Origin of the sequence: Streptococcus merionis DSM 19192 (genome assembly GCF_000380085.1) — a bacterium.
GTDB lineage: Bacteria > Bacillota > Bacilli > Lactobacillales > Streptococcaceae > Streptococcus > Streptococcus merionis.
The window spans coordinates 1-21125 of sequence record NZ_KB904560.1 but is presented as its reverse complement, the minus strand read 5'-3'; the positions used below and the strand labels follow the sequence as shown (position 1 = coordinate 21125).

The window sequence follows — 21125 nt, the reverse complement described above, 5'->3', positions numbered from 1 at the left end:
ACTAACGTTACACGCCTTGTACCATAGCAACTTTTATCTGCTTCACGACAATGTAGGTTGTGGGAATAAGAACCATCACACTTCCTATCCAAGCTGCTGGATTTGCTGCTGCGACACCGGCAAATCCAAAATAATGAAGACCAATCAAGGCCACTGCCGCTCGCATCACCAGCTCCATGACGCCTGCCAGAGTCGGCGCAAAGCTTTTACCAAGTCCTTGGATAAAACCTCTTAGAACAAAAAGAATGGCCAAAATCCAGTAGCAAAGCCCATTGATGAGGTAGTAGGAAAAGGCCATTTTGTAAATCCCTTCCGAACCTTCTGGTAAAAATAGTGTTGAGAAAGTCCGATTTCCAAGAAGTAAAATCACTGCAAAGAAGACAGACCAGGCAACAGACAACGCAACTGTTTTCTTAACCCCTTCAAAAATACGCCGATAAGCCTTAGCACCGTAATTTTGAGCGGTAAAAGTTGAAATAGCCTGCCCAAGATTGACCATAGGTGACATAGCCAGTTGATCAGTGCGACTAGCAATAGCTTGCGCAGCAATTGCCTCAGTTCCCAGTTGATTGAGAGCATACTGCAAGGTCATAGCACCAATAGCGATAATTGACGCTTGAAAGCCCATAGGAAGACCTAGTTGGAGGTGGCGTTTGCTCTCCTTTTTTGTCAACAATTGCCAATCATTCTTAGACAGCTGCAATTGAGGTACTCGCCTTTTGATATGCCAAAACAAGAAGAAGACGGACACCATTTGTGCTAGAATCGTTGCAACACCAGCTCCAAAAACACCCATTTTGAAAGTCAAGATAAAAACAAAATCCAAAATAACATTGAGAATGACAGCTACAATCAAGGCCAAAAGTGGCGTCCGACTATCTCCCAAAGCACGAATGCTATTGGACAGATAATTGTACAAAATAGTGGCAATCATTCCGCCAAAGATAGCTTTAAGAAACCGATGAGATTGTTCAATCAATTCTTCAGGCGTTTGCATGATGGTCAAAAATGTTCGTAAAAAGGCTAAAGAAAGAACTGTCAAAACAAGGCCAACTCCAATTGAGAGTACCAACCCTGTCGCGTAAGAGCGCTTAATCCCCACTGTATCCTTGGCTCCGAATCTCTGAGCAAGAATCACTGAAAAGCCACCTGTCAGACCTTGCGCAAAACCAAGAATTAAAAACGTAATACTTCCCGTCGCTCCCACCGCTGCAAAGGATTGCTCTCCCAAAGTGTGGCCGACAATCATCGAATCTGCAAAATTATACAGTAGCTGAAAAATACTCCCTACAACCAGTGGAATCGTAAAGAGAAGAATCACTTTAATGGGACTTCCCTTGGTTAAATCATGCATCATTTTCTCCTAAAAACAGTTCATTTTTTCAAACAGTGACTAGAATACCGCAAATGTTTAAGGTTGTCAACTATTGTTCCCACAGACATTTTTAAAAGTATAAAATGACAACTCAATCAAAAAGATAGCCCGAAAGCTATCCCATGTCTTTGACCTTCATCATGCGAACAACGTTAGCGCGTTCAGCTTCTTCGAGTTTCATTTCGATGTAATGAATGGTCTCTTTGAGTTGCGGAATGGTTGAGTACTCAAGGCCGTTAACACGGCGACGCGTTTTCTCAATTTCATCCGCCATGAGCTGGCAGGATTTTTCAATCTCTGCCAAGCGCAATAATTTAAGTAGTGAGTTCTCAATTTGCTCAATGGCAGCATCCATCTGAGAGTTAGAAGCCAAGTAACTGTACACGACATCGCCCTCATCATCCCCGTATGGATTGGTAACGTTCATATGCATGCGAGGAACATTGACACTCATGATATTTTCAGTCTCAATGTGAAGCTCTACTGTTTTCGTCGGTACAGCAAAGATTTGCTGTACCATCTTGTCATTCTCCAATGACTTAGCCAAGACAAAATCCTGCATACTATCTACCATACCTGCTTCCACTTCTTGTCGGAGGCGGTTGTTTTCACGAATCAATTCGATAAACCGGCGCATCAGTTCATCACGCTTGTCCTTGAGCAATTTATGACCTCGGACAGCAGTCTTTAAGCGATCCTTAAGACGACTCAACTCCATCCGAGTTGGTTTAACATTTAAACGTGCCATCGTTTGTCCTCCATAGGTTCCAAGTCATTAACAAGAGACTTTGCATTAAGCATCAGCCTCTTGAGACGCTGCATTTGGCAAATACTGGTCAATCATCTCATCCTTAATCCGCTTCAATTCCGTACGAGGCAAGATAGACAAGAGTTCCCAGCCCAAATCAAGTGTCTCTTGAATGGTTCGGTTGGTTTGGAAACCTTGGTTGATGTATTCTTTCTCAAAACGATCGGTGAATTTGACATAGAGCTTGTCTGTTTCAGACAAGGCTGATTCACCTAGCACGACTGCCAATTCCTTGGCCTGTTTTCCTTGGGCATAGGCCGCAAAGAGCTGGTTCATGGTTGCTGCATGGTCTGCACGTGTCTTGCCTTCACCAGATCCTTTGTCTTTTAACCGTGAAAGTGATGGCAAAACGTTGATCGGTGGGCGATAACCACTGTTGTAGAGATCTCGAGAAAGGATAATCTGTCCTTCAGTGATATAACCTGTCAAGTCCGGGATTGGGTGGGTAATATCATCCTCAGGCATGGAAAGGATCGGGATCTGTGTGACAGAACCTTTTTTGCCGACCAGACGTCCAGCACGCTCATAAAGCGTTGAGAGGTTGGTATAGAGATAACCTGGATAACCCCGACGACCTGGAACCTCACGGCGCGCTGCAGAGACTTCACGAAGAGCCTCACAGTAGTTGGTCATATCGGTCATAATAACCAGCACGTGCATATCTTTTTCATAGGCCAGATACTCCGCTGTTGTCAAGGCGATACGCGGTGTCGCGATACGCTCAATCGCGGGGTCATTGGCCAAGTTCACGAACAAAACAGAGCGGTCAATGGCACCTGTCTCACGTAGGTCATTCATAAAGAATTCAGCTTCCTCAAAGGTAATTCCCATCGCAGCAAAAACCACAGCAAAGTTTTCTTCTGAGTTGAGGACAGCTGCTTGACGAGCGATCTGCGCTGCTAATTCCTTATGAGGAAGGCCTGAGCCAGAAAACACTGGCAACTTTTGACCACGAACAAGGGTATTGAGGTGATCGATGGCTGAAATTCCTGTCTGGATAAATTCATCAGGATAGTCACGTGCTACTGGATTAATAGCCTGCCCATCGATATCCAAGAATTTCTCTGGAATCAAATCTGGACCACCATCGATAGGTTTTCCCATACCATTAAAGATACGACCAACCATATCCTCAGATACCGGCAATTCCAAAGGACGACCGGTAAAACGAACCTTAGCTTGCTCCAAGTTAATGCCGCTAGATCCTTCAAAAAGCTGAACCATAGCTTTGTCTTCTTGAACTTCCAAGACCTGACCTTGGCGCATCTCACCATTGTGGAGTTTGATGTGGACCAGCTCGTTGTAGCGCACCCCTTCAACCTGATCAACGATCATCAAGGGGCCAACAACTTCACTGACGGTCCGATATTCTTTAATAACCTTCATGAGTCACCCCTCCTTTTGCGACAATCTCGTGCAAGATTGTCTTGATTTGTTCTGACAGACCTTCAATCTCAGCGATTCGGTCCTCAGAGATAAATTTACTACGGGCAATACGGTCACGTAATTCTACCGTACCATCCATAATTTCTGTAAAGTAAGCTCCAAGTTCCAAAGCACGGTTAGCTTCGTCATCAAAGAGCAAGATGTTGCTGAGCATTGCCACTTGCTTGCGGAAAGATGTATAGGTATCCACATCGTCAAAGGCATTTTGCTGCAAGTAGTCTTCGCGAATCATCCTCGCGGCATTCATGGTTAAACGATCGCGTTCAGACAGAGAATCGATACCGACCAAACGGACGATTTCTTCCAACTCACTCTCTTTTTGGAGAATGTTCATGGCCTTAGTAACTTTTTCAGCCCACTGCATGTTTTCGCGTTGGTTGATGTATTGACCAATCTCATCCACGTAGAGTGAGTATGAGCTAAGCCAGTTAATCGCTGGGAAGTGACGACGTTGCGCAAGAGGTGCATCTAAGCCCCAGAAGACTTTAACAATACGCAAGGTGTTCTGGGTAACAGGCTCTGAAATATCTCCACCAGGAGGCGATACAGCACCAATAGCTGTAATAGTTCCTTCACGCCCTTGGCTTCCCAGAGTCACAACACGGCCAGCACGTTCGTAATACTCAGCAATACGGCTTCCTAGATAAGCTGGGTAACCTTCATCACCAGGCATTTCTTCCAAACGCCCAGACATTTCACGGAGGGCTTCAGCCCAACGAGAAGTGGAGTCAGCCATGATAGCTACGTTGTAGCCCATATCACGGAAGTATTCCGCAATTGTGATACCTGTGTAGATAGATGCCTCACGAGCCGCCACAGGCATGTTAGAAGTGTTTGCGATCAATACCGTACGGGCCATGATGGATTGTCCAGTTGCCGGGTCAATCAGCTCAGGAAATTCGTTCAGTACATCCGTCATCTCGTTACCACGTTCGCCACAACCAACATAGATAACAATATCCACATTGGCAAATTTAGCAATCTGGTGTTGCACAACGGTCTTACCAGCTCCGAAAGGTCCAGGTACAGCAGCAGCTCCCCCTTTAGTTACAGGAAAGAAGGTATCAATGACCCGCTGACCTGTCACCATGGGTTCAACTGGAATCAGCTTTTGAGCAATTGGACGACCACGACGAACCGGCCATTTTTGCATCAAGGTTCCTTTGTAGATCTCCCCATTGACCTGCTCAATTTCATAGATAGTCTCTTCAACCGTGAAATCACCTTCTGCGATGGCAATCACTTTTCCTTCAATTTGGTAAGGCACCATGATACGGTGCTCAATCACTTCTGTTTCCTGAACGGTTCCCAATACATCCCCAGCGATAACATGATCGCCAACTGAAAGACTTGGTTTGAAGCTCCATTTAGCTTCACGGTTCAAGTTTGGTAATTCAACCCCACGAATCAAGAAGTCTGACTGTGTTACTTCTTTGAAACTTTCCAAGGGACGTTGAATCCCATCAAACATTTGTGAAATGAGCCCTGGACCCAACTCCACAGAAAGCGGGCGACCTGTAGTGATCACAGGCTCGCCTGGACGAAGACCAGATGTTTCTTCATAAACCTGTATAGAGGCTTCGTCTCGGCGCATTTCAATAATTTCGCCAATTAAGCCCAAGTCTCCGACACGACAAATGTCCTGTATATTTGCTTCCTGCATTCCAGAAGCAATCACTAAGGGACCCGAAACTTTAATAATTTTACCCTGATTCAAGAGTTCCCCTCCTTGTTAAGATACGAGGCCATATAGAAAACCATATAAAAATAAGAAATTATCATTTTCACTAGGGTTTTAGGCCGAATTTAATTCAAGATACAAAGGGCGTGTAGAAATGCGATGGAAAATAAGGGAGTGACCGATGAGTCCGAAGACTCAAGGGAACTCACGCATTTTACCGAGCATTTTAGCCCGTGTTCAGTTTTAAGATATGAGGGTGTGTAAAAAGCGACTGAAAAACAGAAAATCTGACGAAGAGTGTCCGCGCTCTAGGAAGATTTATGCCTAAAGGTAGCCGCATCTGTATAGTGAGCAAAGCTCACAACATCTGCGTCTCTTTTTTCCAAGCTTTTAGCCCGAATTCAGTTACTAAGATACAAAGCCCGTCAAGAAAAGCGTTGAAAAATGGCGGTAAGTCAGTCATCTTCGATGACGTTGACGCACCCCGGTCAAGACGACTAGGATTTTCACAGATGAAATCGAAGAAAATCCAGACGGCTACGACCCTAACCATACCAAATGCCATTTAACTTTTTAGGCCGAATTCAATTCTAAGATGCAAAGGACGTTTGACTAATCTAACTTAGTTTTTCCCTACACAGTTCATTAGGTATTTCAGAACCAATGAATCTTTGCTGAGTTGCCTCTCATATATTGATGACTCAAATGTTATAGCTCTGTTCAGCTTTGCAAAGATGAGTGCTCAACAGTCTGGAAGCGATTGTTGGAACATCAAATCTCTACAAAACTATCGGTATTAGCCACTCTTAACGGTAACCGCACCACCAGTACATATATTTATAAGTTTTTTCCACGCATTAACAATAACCAAACGCCCATTGTTATGTTAAAGTATATTTTGTCCAACTGCTTTTTCAACATTATCTTGGACACGTTGAATACCGAGTCCGAGACTTCCTTTGTGAGTTGGCAAGAGGATGACAGCTGGTGTCAATTGACTGTCATAATAGTCAAGAGTATCTGGAATCTCTACAGCAATATCTTCTGTTAAATAGATAATCCCATAATCTTCCCGAGCGAGTTTGCGCAAAGTGTTAACGGCTTGCTGAGAATCCGTAACAGGAAACGTTTGAAATCCGATCATTCGAAAGGGAAGGATGGCGTCACGATTTCCAACAATACCGATTTTATAGGTTTTACTGGCCATAAACGGGTCTCATCCTTTCTTTCAAAACTTCTGAGCTAAGATCATTACTACGCCCTGTTAAAATTAAGCGCAGGTTTTTCACCTCCAATTCCTTGCCCCAAAGGTAACGGGCCAAGGGAAGTGGACCTTGTGTCTCAAAACGTCCCTGTTCCAGAACTTGGAATCGCAACAGATCCATCAAATACTCCAATTCCACAGCAGAAATATCTGCTTGCGCAAGTCCTGACTCAAAAGATTTAGTCGACAAATCAAAGCTATTAGGATAAACCTGATTAAACCAAGTCAATAAAGATTGATCTTCATAAAGTTTGAGGTAATCACGCGCCTTCATCAAAGCATCGTCAGACAAGAGCTGGCGCATAAAACTATTGGGTTTATCCTGATTAAGACCTCTTTTAACAGTAATCACATTGTAAAAATCAATGGTCAAATTCACAAAGTCCGTCAACTCTGGTGTATCAAGTTCTTCTGCTAGCTGTTTCAAGTGCTTAAAGTAAGCCATATCCATCCCAATATCAAGAACCCGCATATCCTGATAGTCCAAAAACTCCAGCCAAGTTGCTGAGACCTCCTCGACCATCACACTAGGACAAACTTCACTTGTCAAGGTCGTAACTAAATGTTCTAAAATCTCTTTACTATAACGACCGATTGGAAGGATTAACTCAGACAAGTCTGTCTGCGTTGCACGCGCTTTTAAAAGGACCTTTAGATTATGATACGTGTAACGAAGAGCAAAAAGTTGTGTGACTTCTTCTACAGGCGTTTCTTCAAAAGCAAAACGATAATCATCTGCTAAGTTCTTGATTAAGACCTGTTCAATCACATTGGGATCAGCCAGACTCTCCTTATCCAGCTTATAATTTGTCTCTTGCAAGGTCAACGCCATGCGTTCTCTATCCTCTACAGACAAAAGTTGATCAAATTGCTCTTTAGTCACCATACGTGCTTCACGCACACTGATTGCTGTATTGATTTGTGAAAATAGGCTTGCATCCATACGAAGCACCTCCTATTCTGCTTGGAAAATCTCAGAAGCCAAACGATAACTTTCAGATTCCCAAATTTCTTGCACTAGCGTACTGTAAAGGTAGTTATCGTCCACCTTTCCGTCTGAAATTAGAAAACCAGCCTCCCCAGCAACACGCTCATCTGCAAAAGTTACATTAGGAAATGCTTGGCTAAGTTCCTGCCAAGTCGCTTCTGAAAATCTATCCGCTGTCTTTTGCCCCACTTGAATCGTTACTGGATTTTGGTAATGTGTCATGATTGACTTGAAGAATGCGACCTGCTCAGCTTCAGACCAATTGGCCATTCTGTCCTGAGCAGCGGCAAACAATTCTTTGAGCACTTCTTGCTTCGTTACAAGGCTTGACTGACGCGCCTGATTTTCTAATTGTTGCGTATCTCGTTGCTTACGACGATTAATTTCTCCCAAGCGATTACGGCGAACAGCTTCTTTCTCCAAAATAAGTTGTTCTTTTTTCTTTTCAAAATCCGCTTGAATTTTTTCTTTAGCAGCTGTGAGATTGAGGCGGCCTTTTTCATGAGACTGCGCCAACACAGATGCTTTCAGTCCTGTCATATCTGACATATCAGCCCCTCCTTTTCTTTAGTGACAGGGATGATTAACCCACACGGAGGGTCAAGATGAAGGAGACAACGAAGGCCAAGATAGCGTAAGTTTCGACCATGGCACAAAGGATAACCCCCTTCATGAACTCTTCTGGACGTTTTGCCAAGATTTGCATAGCACCAACAGCCACACCACCTTGGTGCTTAGCTGAGAAATAACCGACAATAGCAATTGGCAAGGTCGCAAAAAGATAAGCAAGTCCTTGATCAGGGGTTAATTCAGCTGGCATGGTAAAGAGAATAACCATCCCAATAACGAAACCGTAAAGACCCTGAGTTGCAGGCAAAAGCTGGATGGTCAAAGCTTGAACAAACTTTTCAGGTTGTTCTTTCAAAAGAGAAGACGCCGCCTGACCAGCTTTACCAACACCGAGGGCAGAACCCATACCGCTAAATGATACGGCTAAAACAATACCAAGGCTAGCAAAGAAAATGCCACCGTAAGTTGAAAAGTAATTTGCTAAATGCTCCATTTATTTGTCCTCCAAATGAACTTTTTTTATATCAAAATATTTCTCAGCAGGTCTTAAGGGATTAAAGGCACGGCCACCACCCTCATAAAACTTACCAAAGAACTCAACGAAAATGAGACGTGCACCATGAACATAACCTGACAAAAGTGACAAGGCTAAATTGACTGCGTGCAACGCGATAAACAAGAGAATACCAACAGTAAACCGAGCCGGTGTTGGCAGCAATCCCACAATCATATTAAAGGCTGTCCCAATACTAGCGCCCGATACACCGAGAGCCATCAGACGAGTAAAGCTGACCAAGTCACTGACATAACCCGTGGCATTGTAAAGATTGTACAAACCAGAACCAAGACCAGCTAAGCTCTTAGACGCAATGACCGAAACCACTAAGATACCGATGGCATTTAGAATCATAAGCCATTTTCCAATGGTCGCAAGGTAAGCCATACTAGGAAGCATCATACCGACTATCAGAAATATCACACCAACCAGAATTAAAAGCCAAGCAAAGCCAGCGTTGTAGGCTTCTGCATAGTCTTTCATCCTCATCTTTTGACGACCACTCAAGAACAGAGCAGTCAAGACGGTGATAAACCCAAAAGCAACCGACAAGACCAAGATAACCATAACATCATCAGTTGTACTCAAAAGCTGGACTGGCAATTCAAAGGCGAAGAATGACCCATAGACTAGCCCCCAAAGACTGACTGAGACACTTAACACATTGAAAAATTGCAAGAATCGCTTGGTTCCCTTGGCTAAAGAAAAGAATCTAAGTGCCAAGCCTGTCGCTAAGAATAAGAGCAATCCATAACCCACATCCGCAATCATCATCCCAAAAAAGGTAAAATAAAATGGGGCTACGTAAGGCGTTGGATCCTTTTCATAATACTTGGGCAGCGAGTACATCTCTGTAATCATTTCAAACGGTTCAATAAGAGGATGGTTTCTCAATTGAGTTGGAACATAATCCCAATCCTCTTCAGTGACTTCACTCTCTGTCAGCAAGATACTATCACCATACTCGGCTTGTAACTTTTGCTTAAATAGAGGCAATTCCGAGGTTTCAATCCAACCTTCTATAGCAACCAGATACTGACTCGCCGCTAACTTTTTCTTGGCTAGTTCACGAGCATGATGGTTGGTTACAGCTTCTAATTCCAGCTCTAACTGCTCAAGACTGTCTTGTGCATCACGCAATTGACCTTCAATACCCTGAATACGCTCTAACAGGAGCTTTTCTGCAACATCAAACTCTTTGAGTTGCTCTGCGGGCACTAAATCGTAAGGATATTCCAAGGGCTTAAACAGAAAGTCTTCAAAGTTAATCGGAGCCTTCTTTTCCTCACGCGGGTGAAGAAAAAGAATAACACCGTACTCCGTCTCCGAACGAAAGACTTCCTGAAAATCAACCGCTTCAGCTTCTTGAAGTTGTCTAAGAAACTGATTGTCCTCTGTATTTGGGATTGTTCCTACAAGGGCCTTAATATGTTTAAACTTGCTCAGTTCTTTGGGAGTGATTTCTAGGTTGGACCATTTAGAAATTTGAGTCCGATTGTCTTCCAACTTTTGCAATTGTTCTTTAAGACTGTCGTGTTCCCGAAATAAGGACTGGACTTTCTTGAGAACATTTTCCTCAAGGCATTCACGTCCCTGAATTTCCACATCTGAAAAGTCGAGAAGACGACGCTTTTGACGAAGACTAGCAATTAGTCCTTGCTTAGGCAAATAAGTTTTTAATTGCGCAATGGCATTTTCTAGTTTCTGCTGCCGCTTTAAGAAATAAGCCAAGGCCTCTTCACCAGCAAGAACTTCTTGACCTCCTCTATCAAAGGATGAAACTTCTGCTAGCTGAACTTGATTTTCAGACAGTGCCAGCTGCCAAGAAGCATCTTGACCTAAATCACGAACTTCCACATGTCTCAAATCCTGCATCACTAAAAGAACATCATCTAGTTGCTCCTTTGGCAAAATCAGAGATAGTTTCTGCATTTGACTAATGGCCATAACTTGCCACCACCCTATCTACAATAGCCTGAACCAACTGATCTTTTTTATCGGTCAAGGCCTCTCGCACTGCAGCTTCGTTTTGTGCAATAGTGCCTTGGATTTCTTGACGCAACTTATCAATTTCTTTTTCTGCAAGGTTTTTCAACTGAGAAACTTCCGCTTGAGTATCTTGATCATATTGCAAAGCGAGTGCTGCCAAATCTTCTTCGCTAGCTTTTCTCAAGTCAGCAATCTCTTGATCATAACTCTCCAAAACAGCTTGTGCTTCCATTTCAATCTCTTGCATCATTGCTAATGTTGCATTTGCCATAAACTCCTCCCTTCTTAATGTGTTCTAATTTTTTAAAATTAAAACTATCTGTTTACTATTTTAACACAATTTTTCCCTTTTGTAAGGGGGTAAATAAAGCGCCATCATAAAATACTTTTATATCATAGTTAAAATAGCTATTTAGAAATCGGTTATTAAATATGAAGAAAAGAGAGCCTTTTTCACTAAAAAATTTTTTTAATGAGGCTAAAGAAAAATCCAGTAAAACTAGATTTTCCCACTCCTTATGATAAATCTGCAGCAGTCAGAATGGCTTCCCAAGCTTTTTCAACACCATCTTTTGTGATCGCTGAAAAGGGGATGAAGGTGTCCGATGAGTCAAACTTTAATCTCTTTTTAATGACAGATTCCTGCTTGTTCCATTTACCACGAGGGATTTTATCCGATTTGGTCGCAACGACAATAACAGGAAGATCATAATATTTTAGAAATTCGTACATCTGCACATCATCTGCAGTTGGTTCGTGACGCATATCCACAAGACTGACAACAGCTCGTAAATTTTCACGACTTGTCAGGTATTCCTCAATCATCTTCCCCCACTTAGCACGCTCAGTCTTTGAAACCTTGGCATAGCCATAGCCCGGCACGTCAACAAAACGCAATTGATCATCAATGTTGTAAAAGTTAAGCTGCTGGGTTTTACCCGGCTTACTAGAGGTACGGGCTAAATTTTTCCGATTGAGAAGCCCATTGATAAAACTAGACTTTCCAACATTAGATCGGCCAGCCATAGCGATTTCTGGCAAAGCATCAGCTGGATATTGAGCCTGAGAAACAGCTGACAAAACGATCTCAGCATTATGAATATTTATAGTCATCTTTATCCTTTCTTTAACACCAAAAAAGCGGGAACAACTCCAACCAACTTTGAAAGAGTCCTTTCCCACTCCACTTCTTCAAACCACTACGAAAAATAAATTGTTTTACCAATTTAGATATAAGAACCTGTATTCACAAGTGAGATACTTTAATTCAAGAGGTCGTTTTTCGATCATCGAGGCAATTTCTAAAGAAATACTGATTGTATGCTAAAAAACAAACGATGCGTAGCGAAAAAAGCGGCCTTGAATGACAGGTTCTTATCATATTTAGAATTGATTCCCAACTCTGGGTGGAGTTTTAGGCAGTTTCTAAAATGGGTTTATCACGGCCTTCAACAGCTGCTTTGGTAATATAGACCACTTTGACATCTTCTTGACTCGGTATCTCAAACATAACATCCATCATGGTTTCTTCGATAATAGAACGAAGCCCACGCGCACCTGTTTTACGAGACAAAGCTTTCTCAGCAATGGCTTGTAAAGCATCATCTTCAAAAACAAGTTCCACATCGTCGTAAGAAAGCAAAGTCTGATATTGCTTAACCAAAGCATTTTTCGGCTCTTTCAAAATGCGAACCAAATCATCTACTGTCAGCTGCTCAAGGGCTGCAAAGACTGGCAAACGACCGATTAATTCAGGAATAATCCCAAATTTCTGAATATCATCTGCTTCAATAGCCTGCATGTAAGAGGCTCCTTCGTCAATGCCCTTGTTGTTGTGACCAAAACCGATAACTTTCTCGCCTAAGCGTTGCTTGACAATCTCTTCAATACCATCAAAAGCGCCACCCACAATAAAGAGGATATTCTGTGTATTGACCTGAATCATCTCCTGATTCGGGTGTTTACGACCACCTTGAGGCGGCACGCTAGCCACAGTACCTTCGATGATTTTTAACAGCGCTTGTTGCACTCCTTCGCCTGAAACATCACGAGTAATAGAGACGTTCTCCCCTTTTTTAGCAATCTTGTCGATTTCATCAACATAGATAATCCCTCGCTCGGCGCGCTCGATATTGAAATCCGAGGCCTGCAAAAGTTTGAGGAGGATATTCTCCACATCTTCACCGACATATCCCGCCTCTGTCAGTGCTGTCGCGTCCGCAATGGCAAAAGGTACATTGAGACTACGCGCCAAGGTCTGTGCTAATAAGGTCTTCCCCGAACCTGTAGGCCCAATCATGAGAATATTAGACTTTTGTAAGTCCACTTCTTGACTCTCATCCTTGCTGTGCTGGAAATTAATGCGCTTATAGTGATTGTAAACAGCAACTGCCAAAGTACGTTTGGCCTTGTCCTGTCCAATAACGTAGTTGTCCAGAATCGTCAACAATTCTTGCGGTTTTGGGACTTCAGACAGGTCTGCAAGGACTTCCTCAGCCATCTCTTCACGAATAATTTCTTGAGCTAATTCGACACATTCGTTACAGATAAAGACATTGTTCCCCGCGATAATCTTCTGGACTTCGTCTTGGTTTTTGCCACAAAAAGAGCAATAAACCATCATTTCATTTTTCTTATTGGTTGGCATGATTTTCCATACTTTCTCTCAAATTGTTCGGCTGTCCTTAGAACAGCGTGTTGTAAAAGGCGTGAATACTATTGACAAGATTGGTAAAGGCATTAAACAAGAAGATAATCCCCAAGCCTGTCCGTTTTTTCCGAAAAGCTTGCATGGCACACAAGACACAGATGCCACATAAAAAAGCGGTGAACACCCCAAAAATACTACGTTGCATGTCTACCCTCTTCTTGCCAAGACCTTAACTGTAAAGTCATAGGCGTTTTTTTCGTCTTTTGGAAAATGGCTGACGCTAACTTCCTCAAAACCTGACCAATCAAAATTCTCTGGAAAATAGGTATCTCCATCAAACTGGCCATGAATTTCTGTCTTGATAACTTGGTCTAGATAGGGTGAAAAGAGAGCATAAATCTCAGCTCCACCAGTAATGTAAAGGTTTTTCTCCTGCTGATTATACCAGTCTAAAACCGCATCAACACTATGTAACACAAGCACATTTGGGTTATCTACACGATAGCCGACATCTGTTGTCAGAATTAAGCTAGTCCTATCTGGCAAGACACGCCTACCCATTCCATCAAAGGTCTTACGCCCCATAAGAATGTTGTGCCCCATGGTTGTTTCTTTAAAATGCTTCAAATCCGCGGGAAGACGCCAAGGCAACCCATTATCTTTACCAATCAGATGATTTTGATCCTCAGCCCAGATAGCTACTATTTTTTTAGTCATCTGCTTCCTCCCTACTTCATGATACTTTTATTCATTATATCAAAATAGCGACCAAAAAGCACTTAGGAACTAACCTTATGCTGTCTCTCAGTCTAGATGGCAAGGTCAAATTTCAACTGCGGTTTGACAGGATGGTAGTCAACTAATTCAAAATCCTCAGGCTTAATGTCAAAGAAATTGGTCTTATCGGGGACATTGAGGATTAAGCGCGGTTGTCCGTCTGATGGTTCACGGCGCAAAAGTTCCTCAGCTTGCTCGAACTGATTATCATAAATGTGAAGGTTATTGACAAAGTAGAAAAATTTGCCAACCTTCCAACCAAAGTGCTTAGCAATCATCATCTGCAAAGCGACATACTGCATAGCATTGATATGATGCGCCACCAGCATGTCATTAGAACGCTGGGTCAGAGTCGCATCCAGATAAATATCCCCGTTCACACGTCTCACATCAAACATCGTCTGAAAAGCACAAGGTAAGAGCCCTTCTGAGCGCTCAAAAGCTTCATAATCCCACAGGGAGATGACATTACGACGGTTCCAAGGATTTTCCTCTAGTTGCTTGAGCAATTTATCGATAATATCATGTTTTTTTACAATAGCTCCGTAACGCTCACCAATGTGACCAGACTCTCCAACTTCCCAATCGTTCCAGTATTTGACGCCGTACTTATCATTGAGAACGGACAAATCATTGGACTGATCTTGATAAATCCAGAAAATTTCCTTGATTGCAGACTTGATGGCAATAGGTCGCAAGGTTGTAATCGGAAATTCACCCTTGGTCAGGTCATAGCTTGCAAAAGCGCCTGTAATATACTTGGAATTAGCTGTTTTCCCGTTCTTATACTTAGGACGGGCTTGTTCACTGAAGACACCTTCCTTTAAAATAGTTGCAATGTTTTCTTTAAAAATAAGATCTGCTTTTGTCATAGGATTATTGTATCAGAAAGCTTTTAAAATTGCACAAAAAAACGAAGAGACTCATTTCAAAAGGAAATTATCATTTTCTGCTTCCGCTTTCCCTTCTTATTTCCAATAGAGACACTCATAGACTATTGTTTTCTGATTATACACTGAAACGCTATAGCTCTTCTTACCAAGTGTAGAAAGGAATCTGACATGTCTTAGGGTAGCCGCTTTGTACCAGACCACAACTCCAAAAAGGCCTTCTGATATCTCAGAAAGCCTTAATTCATAGGGTTTTACAGTCTTATTTTGCGATTGGGTAGACAGAAACTTGCTTCTTATCGCGACCTTTACGCTCAAAGCGCACAACACCTTCAACTTTAGCGAAGAGTGTATCATCACCACCACGACCAACGTTTACACCTGGGTGGATTTTAGTACCACGTTGACGGTAAAGGATTGAGCCACCTGAGACAGTTTGACCATCAGCAGCTTTAGCACCAAGGCGTTTAGCTTGTGAATCACGTCCGTTTGATGTTGAACCGCCACCTTTTTTGTGGGCGAACATTTGCAAGTTAGAAAGATTTAATTTAAGCATTAGTTTTTCCTCCGTTGAGTTTTTCAATCACCTGAGTTTTGACAAAATCAGAAGCATTGTCACTCAGATTATTCATACCTAGTAAGAAAGCTTCAAATAAGAGTTGGGCATTCTGACTAGTTAGGGGTTCTAGTTGATTTGGAAGAGTCATGCTAATGAATCCTCCATCTATCTCGTTAATTTCGACTTCCGCCTGAACTCTTACAATTTCTGTCAAAGAATTGATGAAATTGATTGCCAAGGCAGAAACAGCTGCACACACGATATCATAACCATAGGGTCCACTTCCTGCATGACCACTGATTTGAACGTGTTGCAGTCGACCGTCATGCTGACGAGTGAATTGGGCTTGAATCATGCATTCAACCTAAAATTAAGCATTGATAGCACTGATAACAACTTTAGTGTAAGGTTGACGGTGACCTTGTTTGCGATGGCTACCTTTTTTAGGCTTGTATTTAAAAGTAACAACTTTCTTTTGCTTGCCTTGTTTTTCAACCGTACCTACAACTGTTGCACCTTCAACAAGTGGCGTACCAACAACTGTTTTGTCACCACCAACGAGAACAACTTCGTTAAAAGTAACTTCTTGACCTGCTTCAACGTCCAATTTTTCAACGTAGATTGCTTGACCAGCTTCAACTTTAACTTGTTTTCCGCCAGTTTTGATAATTGCGTATGTGCTCATGATGCACCTCCTATAATATTTTTTGGAGAAAATTCTCCTTGTGAAGACTCGCCTAGTACCGTGAGGTTGCCCTACTTGAGACGGTAGTCGTGCGGTTGCACAGAAGTGCATTAAGTCAACCCTTTGATTGTACTACATTAAGTTGATATTTGCAAGTAGAAACATCTAAAAAATATGCCGATTGTTAAAAAACACTTTCTACTTCTTTTCTGTTTCTATCCGTTTTTTAATACATTTGATATGCTTCCTTCCCAGCAATTGTATCTAATTTAAGCAATAGACAGATAATGGCACTATTTATGGCGACAGTACAAATCACAGTAGGAAATCTATATTTAACATAATTTAGTTATTAAACATAAATTTCTTATAAATTCAAACACGCTAAAAGTCTATCAAAACTGATGATATGTTAGGGTATTTATATCTGTTTAAGATGTTTTTATGTTAAAATATAAGTGCATTAAATGAAAGTGATAAAAGATACCAATGATAGTCAAAAATTTCTTACAATTATTAAGACGAAAACTAGATCAATTTTCAAACACTATTATCGATAAGATCAATACAAGCTCTTGGCTTCCATTTTGGCTTGCTTTTCTGTTCCCAGCCCTTGTCCTCGTTTTCGTTTTTTTAATTCTTGGACTCTATCCATTCGGTGATAGAACCCTAACAAGCGGAGACTACCTCGTTCAGTACATCCCTTTATATCGAGCCTTAGGAAATTTAGCAACAAGCGGAGATTGGGGTGGTTTATTCTGGTCTTGGAGCAAAGGCTTAGGAGGCGTGATGGCGCCTGTTTGGGGCTTTAATAGCCTCACACCTTTCAGCCTGATTCTTGGGCTTGTTCCAGCTCAATTCTTGAATGCAGCTGTCTTTATGGTCACTTTGTTAAGACACAGCCTAGCATCACTAACCTTTTACCTTTTTTTATCTAAGCGATACCAAATTGATTCAAACAAACTTTTAGGCATTCTTATTGCAAGCATCTATGGTTTAAATGGTTTCCTTATCACCAATCAGATCAATCCAAACTTTTTAGATAATATTGTCCTGCTTCCTCTACTTATGATCGGCTTAGAAAAAATCTTATCCGGTCAAAAGTCAAAATCTTATTCTTTTATTTTGGCCATAATGATTATCTGGCAGTTTTACACAGCTTATATGGCTTGTTTTTTCGTTATTATTTATGCTATTTATTTTGTGATTAGAGAGGGATTTTCCTTCAAGTTAGCTTTCAGACGATTACTGAATGCAGCAGGTTATTCCATTATTGGCCTTTGCCTCAGTGCTATCTGGCTGCTACCAGTCTTCTTCTCCCTCCTGGGAACAAAAGCTGCTTCTGGTGGAGGCGATGTCCCATGGACATTTAACTTTGTGCACTCACCTCTAGAAATTATCTATAAATTTATTCCAGGTTCCAGTAATGGAGAAGAATGGGGAAATCACTTATCAGGCCCCAACTTCTATGTCGGCCTAATATCAGCTATTGGTCTCATTGGTTTTTTAGTCAGCTCTTCTTTTTCGAAGCGTCATAAAATTGCAGCAAGCCTAGTTCTAGCAACCTTCTTATTACTCTTTTCAAATACTGGATTAATTAGGCTAATGCATATGGGGCAAATGCCTGTTGGCTTCTATCATCGAAACGCTTGGATTATCAGCTTCTTTTTACTGATCATTACATTTCACTACCTAAAAAGTTTAGAGAAAATTATTCCTATTCACCTTCTTTTTATACATCTCGGTATTCTTGTCATTGGTTGGATCGGCTTAAATGTGCAGAAAACAAGAAATTATCCCTTGGTAACTCAAAATCAGCTGTTTATCATGCTTTTTTTGCTGGTAGCTTTCAACGCCATCATTCTCCTTAACATTCCACGTTCGAAAAAACTACTTTTTCTACTTCTGGTTTGTCTATTAGATTTGGGCTACCATGCTAAAACAGTTATTGATCGCAACCTATGGCATGACTCTGCCCTTTCTTTCAGTGATGAAAAGGACTTTGAAATGCTTTATAAAGAGCTTCCAGGCTTTCAGACCAGTCTTGATCGACTTGAAAAAAGCACTGGAAAAACATGGAACGACCCTCTTACCTACAACTTTTATGGCATTAATCACTTCACTTCAAGTGTTGAATATCGTAATCTTGAATTTTTGGGTCGCCTAGGGCTGGCGTCATCAACAGCTATGTCGGTTTATTCAGGGGGAACTCCACTTAGTGATGCCTTGGTTAACTTGCGGTATTACACGTCAACAGAGACTTGGAGTTACAGTAGCCGAAAGCAAATGCTCAAGTCCTTTGATTTAATAAAAGATACAGATAAGATTGATATTTATGAAAATCCTCATACACTGGGATTGGGATTTTCCGGTTCTTCCTCCGGGAAAGATTTAGAGCTAGCCTCTAATGATCCTATTACCAACCAAAATAGGATATTTCAAACGCTTTTTGAAACTGACCAAAATATTTTAGAGCCTTCCTACGGTTTTTCTGTCGAAATGGAGAATATGAAACCTGTAACGCCAGACAGCTCTATTTTTCAGAGAAACAATACTGAGCAAGAAGGCAAAATTACTATCAAGTTCACGCCAACTGACAATAATAGCTTCTACTTTTATGCTCCTAAAATAACTAGTTATAATCCCCGCATGCTATCTTTTAAGCTTAATGATGAACCTTACCATTATTTTTACCGATATCGTCATCCGCAAATTTGGAACTTAGCCAATCAATTAGAAGGGCAACAACAGGTTTTTACCATCCATATCACAGAAGATCAACAACTTGATCTATCAGGGCTAATGATTTATCGTTTTGATAACCAGCTTTTTGAAAAATTTTTGTCGGAAGCAACTATAGCAAAATGGCGACCAACATCTGTTAGTGCCACACAACTTTCAGGTTCTGTTGTCCAACCAAAAGGAAAAGAATACCTCTACACTTCTATTCCATATAATAAGGGTTGGCAGGTAACTGTTGATGGAAAACATGTCAAGACTGAAAAAGTATGGGACGCAATGATAGCCTTTAAGCTTTCACCTGGAAACCATAAATTGGAATTACGCTTCATACCAGAGGGTTTTCGAATGGGTGCTGTGTTTTCTACTTTATCTTTTCTATATATGATTGTTGATTCAAAATGGTTGTCTAAGCAAAATCACCTTCTCAAAAATCTTAAATCAAAACTCTCACCTAATAAAAAATCGTAGAAAGATATTGACTTGATATGCTGCAAGCGACCAACGTTCTTATACACCCCATTCTCTCTTCTCTTTAAGAACTAATATCCTTATGACAGAATCATCGCCCTCACAATTTTTTCGAATAATATTTTCATATGACAACCTCTCTTAGCAAGCTCCATCTCACAGCCCTCGTGAATGTCCTATAACCTCTTTTAATATAATGAGACAAAAAGAGGCTGGGACAGACCACCATGATGGCTTTCCCCACACCCCCAAAACATGTAAATTACGTATAAAGATCGCTGCGAATAAACGTTCTGATGCTTCAACGGCTTCTTCTTGGATGTAGGCAATTTCATTTTCAAGAAAGAAACCAATGACTGCCTTGTCAACGTTTGCTGAGATACCAACATTAGATGCGTACGCACGGTGAGCTGTAACAAAAGCATCGTTTTAAAATGAAAATTGTTTTGTATTGAACCCCTTTATCTTACTAAAGACAGAATCGTAAGTAGGCTTAGCTGAACAATAATATAAACCAAATAAAGAGAGAAAATGATGCTATCAATCCGTATATTGCGAAATTTTTTAAAAACAAACTGTAGCACTAATAAAAATCCAACAATCGTCCCCAAGAACGACGAAACACACCCAGTATTGAACATGCCAATACTAATCCGAGGTAGACTGAGATAAATAAACAGGGCAACAACCAAAACTAATGGATTCTTAGTATAATGTTTTACTGTCATTTTTTCAATCTCCACTGTTCTTCAGTTGTACGAATATGTGTCTTCACATGTCTTAGAAATCTACCGGTGTATTTATTGTGTACATCATATTCTAAATCATATTCTACATTACGATAATAAATGTCATAAGTCTTGTAAATAGAAATGATACCAGACTGAGGACCTAGAACTACTGTATGCCCATAATACCAGCCTGAGTTAAGCTTATAATTTGTTTTTCTAATATTTCTTGGGCCATCTTCATCCATTACTGGACGAATTTGTGAATTGACGTCAAAAGCATTATTCAACGACTGTTCTTCAGTTGAAACTTCATCCAAAGCAGAATTTATACCAGTCACTAACCCAGCATCGCTAGATGCATGCACTAAGGATGTCCCAGTAAAAATAGACAATACCATAACCCATACAAAAGTTAAAAATCTTCTTTTCATGTTAGTTTTCCCTTCTTACAATATGAAAGCGATTCTTATACTATTGACATAAGCTTCATGTTCAAAAATTATGATGTGTCCATGTTTATTTCCTCCTTCTTTTAATAACAAAATTTTAGCTCTAAACTACTATAACTTACTACAAAAGATTCCTCAACAACCAAAGATAATCGCATATAATTTTATTTGATAACCAAATTATATCATAAAAAGAAAGCGATTTCAATAATATCCTTACTTTTGTCAATGCTTAATAAAAAACGGCTCTATACTATCTGTAGTGGGTAACTCCACTTTGGATAGTATAGGGCTTTTTGAGTACACAAAAAGTCCCATAAGACTTATAATGAAAAGCGCTAACCAACTCATTAGAAAGCATCTTATGGAACACATCAATCATACCACACAACTCATCGGAATGAAAGATAAAAATATCAAACTAAACGAAATCATGAAATATGATACCCATATCCTTATCAGAGCTACACTAGATTATATACCTCCTCTATGCAAGC

20 protein-coding genes, 2 pseudogenes and 1 other annotated feature are annotated in these 21125 nt (G+C 41.0%); of the genes and pseudogenes, 2 read left to right on the top strand and 20 right to left on the bottom strand.

All coding sequences use genetic code 11. The features are described 5' to 3' along the window. Positions 1 to 7: 7 nt before the first annotated feature. From A3I5_RS0110570 to rplU, 18 genes are all read right to left on the bottom strand, one after another. Positions 8 to 1354 carry an MATE family efflux transporter gene (locus A3I5_RS0110570; protein ID WP_018374580.1) on the bottom strand — a complete coding sequence of 449 codons (1347 nt, stop codon included), beginning with the start codon at positions 1352 to 1354 and terminating at the stop codon, positions 8 to 10. A 136-nt stretch (positions 1355 to 1490) separates the two neighbouring features. Further along, positions 1491 to 2123, bottom strand: coding sequence for a V-type ATP synthase subunit D (locus tag A3I5_RS0110565; RefSeq protein ID WP_018374579.1), 633 nt, complete (start codon positions 2121 to 2123; stop codon positions 1491 to 1493). 45 nt (positions 2124 to 2168) lie between these two features. Beyond that, positions 2169 to 3569: a V-type ATP synthase subunit B gene (locus tag A3I5_RS0110560; protein ID WP_018374578.1), complete on the bottom strand. Its 1401-nt coding sequence runs from the start codon at positions 3567 to 3569 to the stop codon at positions 2169 to 2171. Next, a complete protein-coding gene (locus A3I5_RS0110555; protein WP_018374577.1) occupies positions 3556 to 5346 on the bottom strand; it encodes a V-type ATP synthase subunit A in 1791 nt (596 codons plus the stop codon). Before A3I5_RS0110555 ends, A3I5_RS0110560 begins: the two co-directional genes overlap by 14 nt. 850 nt (positions 5347 to 6196) lie before the next feature. Next, the gene (locus A3I5_RS0110545; RefSeq protein WP_018374575.1) at positions 6197 to 6517 is read right to left on the bottom strand and encodes a V-type ATP synthase subunit F; all 321 of its coding nucleotides are present in this window, start codon (positions 6515 to 6517) and stop codon (positions 6197 to 6199) included. Further along, positions 6507 to 7517, bottom strand: a complete 1011-nt coding sequence (locus A3I5_RS0110540; protein WP_018374574.1) for a V-type ATPase subunit — start codon at positions 7515 to 7517, stop codon at positions 6507 to 6509. Before A3I5_RS0110540 ends, A3I5_RS0110545 begins: the two co-directional genes overlap by 11 nt. A gap of 12 nt (positions 7518 to 7529) precedes the next feature. Then, the gene (locus A3I5_RS0110535) at positions 7530 to 8111 is read right to left on the bottom strand and encodes a V-type ATP synthase subunit E family protein (RefSeq protein WP_018374573.1); all 582 of its coding nucleotides are present in this window, start codon (positions 8109 to 8111) and stop codon (positions 7530 to 7532) included. Between the two features lie 34 nt (positions 8112 to 8145). Continuing rightward, positions 8146 to 8625, bottom strand: coding sequence for a V-type ATP synthase subunit K (locus A3I5_RS0110530; RefSeq protein WP_018374572.1), 480 nt, complete (start codon positions 8623 to 8625; stop codon positions 8146 to 8148). Next, entirely contained in the window at positions 8626 to 10635 is a 2010-nt protein-coding gene (locus A3I5_RS0110525) for a V-type ATP synthase subunit I (protein ID WP_018374571.1), read from the bottom strand. Next, the gene (locus tag A3I5_RS0110520) at positions 10625 to 10948 is read right to left on the bottom strand and encodes a hypothetical protein (RefSeq protein WP_018374570.1); all 324 of its coding nucleotides are present in this window, start codon (positions 10946 to 10948) and stop codon (positions 10625 to 10627) included. The genes A3I5_RS0110525 and A3I5_RS0110520 overlap by 11 nt, the downstream gene beginning before the upstream one ends. Positions 10949 to 11193: 245 nt before the next feature. After that, positions 11194 to 11790 carry a ribosome biogenesis GTP-binding protein YihA/YsxC gene (yihA, locus tag A3I5_RS0110515; protein WP_018374569.1) on the bottom strand — a complete coding sequence of 199 codons (597 nt, stop codon included), beginning with the start codon at positions 11788 to 11790 and terminating at the stop codon, positions 11194 to 11196. A gap of 301 nt (positions 11791 to 12091) precedes the next feature. Continuing rightward, entirely contained in the window at positions 12092 to 13324 is a 1233-nt protein-coding gene (gene clpX, locus A3I5_RS0110510; RefSeq protein WP_018374568.1) for an ATP-dependent Clp protease ATP-binding subunit ClpX, read from the bottom strand. A gap of 37 nt (positions 13325 to 13361) precedes the next feature. Next, a complete protein-coding gene (locus A3I5_RS12705) occupies positions 13362 to 13532 on the bottom strand; it encodes a hypothetical protein (RefSeq protein WP_095114562.1) in 171 nt (56 codons plus the stop codon). Positions 13533 to 13534: 2 nt separating this feature from the next. Beyond that, positions 13535 to 14044, bottom strand: coding sequence for a dihydrofolate reductase (locus A3I5_RS0110500; protein ID WP_018374566.1), 510 nt, complete (start codon positions 14042 to 14044; stop codon positions 13535 to 13537). A 92-nt stretch (positions 14045 to 14136) separates the two neighbouring features. Further along, complete coding sequence (locus tag A3I5_RS0110495) at positions 14137 to 14976, bottom strand: thymidylate synthase (RefSeq protein WP_018374565.1); 840 nt, start codon at positions 14974 to 14976, stop codon at positions 14137 to 14139. A gap of 280 nt (positions 14977 to 15256) precedes the next feature. Continuing rightward, entirely contained in the window at positions 15257 to 15550 is a 294-nt protein-coding gene (rpmA, locus tag A3I5_RS0110490; protein ID WP_018374564.1) for a 50S ribosomal protein L27, read from the bottom strand. Continuing rightward, on the bottom strand, positions 15543 to 15908 hold the full coding sequence (locus A3I5_RS0110485; protein ID WP_018374563.1) for a ribosomal-processing cysteine protease Prp: 366 nt from the start codon (positions 15906 to 15908) through the stop codon (positions 15543 to 15545). The genes rpmA and A3I5_RS0110485 overlap by 8 nt, the downstream gene beginning before the upstream one ends. Positions 15909 to 15923: 15 nt before the next feature. Beyond that, a complete protein-coding gene (gene rplU, locus A3I5_RS0110480; RefSeq protein WP_018374562.1) occupies positions 15924 to 16238 on the bottom strand; it encodes a 50S ribosomal protein L21 in 315 nt (104 codons plus the stop codon). Positions 16239 to 16272: 34 nt separating this feature from the next. After that, positions 16273 to 16345, bottom strand: a sequence feature (ribosomal protein L21 leader region). Positions 16346 to 16727: 382 nt separating this feature from the next. On the opposite strand from rplU, the gene pgfM2 reads away from it, so the two are divergent. Continuing rightward, the gene (gene pgfM2, locus A3I5_RS0110475; protein WP_018374561.1) at positions 16728 to 19448 is read left to right on the top strand and encodes a glycosyltransferase PgfM2; all 2721 of its coding nucleotides are present in this window, start codon (positions 16728 to 16730) and stop codon (positions 19446 to 19448) included. A gap of 273 nt (positions 19449 to 19721) precedes the next feature. On the opposite strand, the pseudogene pgk reads toward pgfM2, so the two are convergent. Next, positions 19722 to 19877 (bottom strand): annotated as a pseudogene (pgk, locus tag A3I5_RS12465) (phosphoglycerate kinase); the annotation flags it as partial. Between the two features lie 295 nt (positions 19878 to 20172). Next, the gene (locus A3I5_RS0110465) at positions 20173 to 20610 is read right to left on the bottom strand and encodes a hypothetical protein (protein WP_018374559.1); all 438 of its coding nucleotides are present in this window, start codon (positions 20608 to 20610) and stop codon (positions 20173 to 20175) included. A gap of 382 nt (positions 20611 to 20992) precedes the next feature. On the opposite strand from A3I5_RS0110465, the pseudogene A3I5_RS12820 reads away from it, so the two are divergent. Continuing rightward, a pseudogene (locus A3I5_RS12820) lies at positions 20993 to 21125 on the top strand (ISL3 family transposase); the annotation flags it as partial.

What these genes read in the sequence shown, in the direction of transcription:
- A3I5_RS0110485 (WP_018374563.1), bottom strand. Translation starts at nt 15,908, where the DNA reads ATGATTCAAGCCCAATTCACTCGTCAGCATGACGGTCGACTGCAACAC.
- rplU (WP_018374562.1), bottom strand. Translation starts at nt 16,238, where the DNA reads ATGAGCACATACGCAATTATCAAAACTGGCGGAAAACAAGTTAAAGTT.
- A3I5_RS0110565 (WP_018374579.1), bottom strand. Translation starts at nt 2,123, where the DNA reads ATGGCACGTTTAAATGTTAAACCAACTCGGATGGAGTTGAGTCGTCTT.
- pgfM2 (WP_018374561.1), top strand. Translation starts at nt 16,728, where the DNA reads ATGATAGTCAAAAATTTCTTACAATTATTAAGACGAAAACTAGATCAA.
- A3I5_RS0110540 (WP_018374574.1), bottom strand. Translation starts at nt 7,517, where the DNA reads ATGGATGCAAGCCTATTTTCACAAATCAATACAGCAATCAGTGTGCGT.
- A3I5_RS0110465 (WP_018374559.1), bottom strand. Translation starts at nt 20,610, where the DNA reads ATGAAAAGAAGATTTTTAACTTTTGTATGGGTTATGGTATTGTCTATT.
- A3I5_RS0110560 (WP_018374578.1), bottom strand. Translation starts at nt 3,569, where the DNA reads ATGAAGGTTATTAAAGAATATCGGACCGTCAGTGAAGTTGTTGGCCCC.
- A3I5_RS0110520 (WP_018374570.1), bottom strand. Translation starts at nt 10,948, where the DNA reads ATGGCAAATGCAACATTAGCAATGATGCAAGAGATTGAAATGGAAGCA.
- A3I5_RS0110525 (WP_018374571.1), bottom strand. Translation starts at nt 10,635, where the DNA reads ATGGCCATTAGTCAAATGCAGAAACTATCTCTGATTTTGCCAAAGGAG.
- A3I5_RS0110570 (WP_018374580.1), bottom strand. Translation starts at nt 1,354, where the DNA reads ATGCATGATTTAACCAAGGGAAGTCCCATTAAAGTGATTCTTCTCTTT.
- A3I5_RS0110530 (WP_018374572.1), bottom strand. Translation starts at nt 8,625, where the DNA reads ATGGAGCATTTAGCAAATTACTTTTCAACTTACGGTGGCATTTTCTTT.
- A3I5_RS0110500 (WP_018374566.1), bottom strand. Translation starts at nt 14,044, where the DNA reads ATGACTAAAAAAATAGTAGCTATCTGGGCTGAGGATCAAAATCATCTG.
- clpX (WP_018374568.1), bottom strand. Translation starts at nt 13,324, where the DNA reads ATGCCAACCAATAAGAAAAATGAAATGATGGTTTATTGCTCTTTTTGT.
- yihA (WP_018374569.1), bottom strand. Translation starts at nt 11,790, where the DNA reads ATGACTATAAATATTCATAATGCTGAGATCGTTTTGTCAGCTGTTTCT.
- A3I5_RS0110495 (WP_018374565.1), bottom strand. Translation starts at nt 14,976, where the DNA reads ATGACAAAAGCAGATCTTATTTTTAAAGAAAACATTGCAACTATTTTA.
- A3I5_RS12705 (WP_095114562.1), bottom strand. Translation starts at nt 13,532, where the DNA reads ATGCAACGTAGTATTTTTGGGGTGTTCACCGCTTTTTTATGTGGCATC.
- A3I5_RS0110535 (WP_018374573.1), bottom strand. Translation starts at nt 8,111, where the DNA reads ATGTCAGATATGACAGGACTGAAAGCATCTGTGTTGGCGCAGTCTCAT.
- A3I5_RS0110545 (WP_018374575.1), bottom strand. Translation starts at nt 6,517, where the DNA reads ATGGCCAGTAAAACCTATAAAATCGGTATTGTTGGAAATCGTGACGCC.
- rpmA (WP_018374564.1), bottom strand. Translation starts at nt 15,550, where the DNA reads ATGCTTAAATTAAATCTTTCTAACTTGCAAATGTTCGCCCACAAAAAA.